Genomic DNA, 4,493 nt, shown 5'->3' on the forward strand with positions numbered 1-4,493 from the left:
GGCGATCGTCACCGACGGTGTCGCCGCGGCGATCGTCGCGGACCACGAGGCGGAGTTCGTGGTCGAGCCGGATGCGCGGGGCCGCGGCCACGGCACGGCCATGCTCGAGCGGATCGTCGCGGACCATGACGGTCCCGGCGGAGCGCTGAGGATCTGGGCGCACGGGGACCATCCGGCGGCGAGGGCGCTCGCGGCCAGCCACGGGCTGACCCCGGTGCGGGAGCTGCTGCAGCTGCGGGCATCCGTCCCCGCCGTGTCTGCGACCGTTCCCGCGTCGACGGCGACCACGATCGCCGCGGCGACCACCGGTCTCACGGCCTTCCGGCCGGGTCTCGACGATGCCGCGTGGCTCGAGCTCAACGCGAGGGCGTTCTCGTTCCATCCGGAGCAGGGTTCGGTGAGCCAGGCGGATCTGGACGAGCTGAAGCGCGAACCATGGTTCGACCCGGAGGACTTCCTCGTGCTGCGCGACGGCGACACCATGATCGGATGCTGCTGGCTGAAGATCGAAGACCGCACTGTCGGTGAGTTCTACGTGGTGGGGGTCCTTCCCGAGCGCCAGGGCGAGGGCCTCGGCAGGCGTCTCGTGCAGGCCGGCCTCGCCCGCCTGGCCGCCCGCGGCATCCGCACCGCCTCCCTCTATGTCGAGGCCGACAACGCCCCCGCGCTCGCGCTCTACCGCTCCTTCGGGTTCACCCGGCACTCCATCGACATCCAGTACGAGCTGTAGCACCGCCCCCTTCCGCCGCCGGCCCTGCCCCTTTCCGAAATGACGGAGTTTCGGCACGCAAACCCCGGAACCGCGACGATACGGGCCGTTACGCCGCCGAAACTCCGTCATTTCGGAAAGGGGAAGGCGGGTGCGGGCGGACGGCGGGGCAGTTAACCCCGTGTTCACGTCGATCCGCGTGCTCCGGGAGGACGGAGTGGGATGATGAGGGAATGGACAGCGATACCTACATCGATGATGCCGGGCTGGCCACGGACAGCCTGGACGACGACTACGACGACTCGGCCTGGGTGGACGACGGGACGCTTCCCGCCGGCCGCTACCTCGACCGGGAGCTGAGCTGGCTCGCCTTCAACACGCGTGTCCTCGAGCTGGCCGAGGACCCGGCGACCCCCCTCCTCGAGCGCGCGAACTTCCTCGCCATCTTCTCCAGCAACCTCGACGAATTCTTCATGGTGCGCATCGCGGGGCTGAAGCGGCGCATCCTCACCGGCCTGGCCGTGCCGACGAACATCGGCGTCGCCCCCACCGAGGCGCTCGCCGTGATCCAGGAGCGGGCGCACGAGCTGCAGGCGAGGCACTCGCTGGCCTTCCGCGACCTCGTCAAGCCGGCGCTCGACGACGCGGGCATCCACATCGAGACCTGGGCGGATCTCGGCGCGAGCGACCGCGAGGCCCTCGACGACGTCTTCGCCAGCCGCATCTTCCCGGTGCTCATGCCGCTCGCGGTCGACCCGGCGCATCCCTTCCCCTACATCTCCGGCCTCTCGCTCAACCTGTCCATCCGGGTGCGCAACCCGAAGATCGGCAAGGAGGAGTTCGCCAGGCTCAAGGTGCCGCCGATGCTGCCGCGCTTCGTGCAGCTGCCGGACAACGGCAGCGGCCTGCTGCGCTTCATCCCGCTCGAGGACCTCATCTCCAACCACCTCAACGACCTGTTCCCCGGCATGGAGGTGCTCGACCACCACGAGTTCCGGGTCACCCGCAACGAGGATGTCGAGGTCGACGAGGACGAGTCGGAGAACCTCATCCAGACCCTCGAACGCGAACTGCTGCGCCGCCGGTTCGGACCTCCCATCCGGCTGGAGATCACCGACGACATGGATGAGCTCACCCTCAGCCTGCTCGTGCGCGAGCTCGACATCACTGAGCAGGAGGTCTACCGGCTCCCGGCTCCGCTCGACCTCGGCGGCCTGTTCGAGCTCGCCAAGATCGACCGCCCGCAGCTGAAATACCGCAAGCACGTCCCGACCACGAGCGTCAGCCTGATGCCGGCCGAGCCCAACGCCGCCCCGGACATCTTCCGGTCGATCGCCAGGCAGGACGTACTGCTCCACCACCCCTACGAGTCCTTCGCCACGAGCGTGCAGGCCTTCCTCGAGCAGGCGGCCGCCGATCCCAACGTGCTCGCCATCAAGCAGACCCTCTACCGCACCTCGGGCGACAGCCCGGTCGTCGAGGCCCTCATCCACGCCGCGGAGGCGGGCAAACAGGTGCTCGCGCTCGTCGAGATCAAGGCGCGCTTCGACGAATCGGCCAACATCAGCTGGGCCCGCAAGCTCGAGAAGGCGGGCGTCCACGTCGTCTACGGGCTCGTAGGGCTGAAGACGCACTGCAAGCTTGCCCTGGTCATCCGCCAGGAGGGCAGCAAGCTGCGCCACTACAGCCACATCGGAACGGGCAACTACAACCCGAAGACCAGCCGCATCTACGAGGACCTCGGCCTGCTGACGGCGAGCGACACGATCGGCAAGGATCTCACCCGGCTGTTCAACGAGCTCTCCGGCTATGCCATCGAGAAGAAGTTCAAGCGCCTGCTGGTCGCGCCGCTGCACCTGCGCAAGGGGCTGCTCAAGCGCATCCACACCGAGGCGGAGAACGCGAAGCGCGGCCTGCCCTCCGGCATCAGGATCAAGCTCAACTCGATCGTGGACGAGGCGATCATCGACGCCCTGTACCGCGCGAGCCAGGCAGGGGTGCCGATCGAGCTCCTCGTCAGGGGCATCTGCGCCATCAAGCCGGGCGTCGAGGGGCTGAGCGAGAACATCCGGGTGCGCTCGATCCTCGGGCGATACCTCGAGCACTCGCGGATCTTCTCCTTCGTCAACGGCGGCGATCCCCAGGTCTACATCGGCAGCGCCGACATGATGCACCGGAACCTCGACCGGCGGGTCGAGGCTCTCGTGCGACTGACCAGCCCCGACCACCTCCGCGAGATCGAGGGCATCTTCGATCTCGCGATGTCGGAGAAGACCGCGTCGTGGAGGCTCGATTCCGAGGGGAACTGGATGCGCCACCACCTGGCGGAGGACGGCTCGCCCCTCGACGACATGCAGAACGTCCTGATGCGTCAGATCGGTCAGAGGAAGCGGAGCGGGGCGAACCGGTGACGGGCCTTGCTGGTCCCTCCGTGGCGCTCGCGGCCGGCGCGGTCTGCTGGCGGATCGTGAACGGCAGGACGGAGGTGCTGCTCGTGCACCGCGCCGCCCGCGCCGACACCTCGCTGCCCAAGGGCAAGGTCGATCCCGGCGAGACGCCGCCGCAGACCGCGGTACGCGAGGTCGCCGAGGAGACCGGCCTGTCGGTCGCGCTCGGGGCCGCCCTCGGCACCACCCAGTACACGATGCCCGGCGGGCGGGAGAAGATCGTCTACTACTGGGCGGCCGAGATCTCGGAGGACATGGTCGCGGCATCCACCTTCGTGCCGAACGACGAGATCGCCGCCACCGAGTGGCTGCCGATCAAGACGGCACGGGCAGCCATGAGCTATGACCGCGACCGCGAAGTGCTCGACCGGTTCGCCGCGCGCGTGAAGGCGGGAACCGCCCGCACCTTCGCGGTGATCGTGCTGCGTCACGGCAAGGCCGTTCCCCCCTCGAGCTGGGACGGCCCCGATTCCACTCGCCCGCTCCTGCATCGTGGGCTCGAACAGGCGAGGGGCATCGCCCCCGCCATCGCCGCCTGGGCGCCGAAACGCCTCGTCAGCAGCACGGCCGTCCGCTGCCTCGCCACCATCGAGCCGGTCGCCTCCACCCTCGGACTGGCGGTGAAGCAGTCGGTCTCACTCAGCCAGGATGCCTACGAGGAGGGCACCGCCAAGGTGCGCAAGACCGTCCGCAAACGGCTCGAGAAGGCCCAGTCGGTCGTGTTGTGCAGCCATGGTCCGGTCATCCCGGAGATCATCGACGAGGTGGCGCTCGCCACCGGGGCCCAGGTGGATGCCTCCCTGCGGCGCTCCGGCATGCTCCCGACCTCCGGGTTCACCGTTCTGCACGTCTCGGTCGAGCATCCGGAGGACGGGCTCGTTGCCATAGAAACCCACGGGCCGGCAATCGATTAGCTCATTGTTGGTCGTCTGTTAACCTCTCGTTCACTCTGTGGCGCGACCGTGGTTAACCTCCGCTCCTAGGGTCATCTCTTGGACCAGCACCGGTCTGCGGCAGCTGAGCTCATGACGCTCGCTCGCCGTGATCACCACCCCTGAAGGGAACACAGTGAAGTTCAAGAATGCGGCAGTAGTCGGCGCGGTAGCGCTCACCGCAGCAATCGCCCTGGCCGGCTGCTCGAGCACGAGCACCCCGGCCGCCAGCTCAGCGAGCCCCAAGCCGACCAGCAGCGCGGTCAACTTCAAGATCGACCCCTCGCTCACGGGCACCATCACCGCGGGCGGATCGAGCGCCCAGGCGAACGCCGAGACCGCATGGACCGCGGCGTTCAAGGCGCAGGCGACCGGCGTCACCATCAACTACGACAAGTCGCAGGG

Annotated in this window: 3 protein-coding genes and 1 pseudogene; all 4 read left to right on the top strand. The window is 68.3% G+C overall.

From position 1 onward, the window contains the following. On the top strand, nucleotides 1-730 hold a 730-nt coding region (gene mshD / locus VGC18_RS03425), incomplete at its 5' end, for a mycothiol synthase (RefSeq protein ID WP_331094245.1). 212 nt (nucleotides 731-942) lie between these two features. Beyond that, on the top strand, nucleotides 943-3,120 hold the full coding sequence (locus tag VGC18_RS03430) for an RNA degradosome polyphosphate kinase (protein ID WP_331094247.1): 2,178 nt from the start codon (nucleotides 943-945) through the stop codon (nucleotides 3,118-3,120). Next, nucleotides 3,117-4,070 (top strand): NUDIX hydrolase, encoded by a 954-nt coding sequence (locus VGC18_RS03435; protein WP_331094249.1) that lies wholly within the window; start codon nucleotides 3,117-3,119, stop codon nucleotides 4,068-4,070. The genes VGC18_RS03430 and VGC18_RS03435 overlap by 4 nt, the downstream gene beginning before the upstream one ends. A 154-nt stretch (nucleotides 4,071-4,224) precedes the next feature. Further along, a pseudogene (locus tag VGC18_RS03440) lies at nucleotides 4,225-4,493 on the top strand (phosphate-binding protein); the annotation flags it as partial.

Origin of the sequence: Lacisediminihabitans sp., assembly GCF_036404185.1 — a bacterium.
Taxonomy (GTDB): Bacteria; Actinomycetota; Actinomycetes; order Actinomycetales; family Microbacteriaceae; genus Lacisediminihabitans.

Coding starts and splice junctions, on each gene's coding strand:
- VGC18_RS03430 (WP_331094247.1), top strand. CDS start 943: ATGGACAGCGATACCTACATCGATGATGCCGGGCTGGCCACGGACAGC.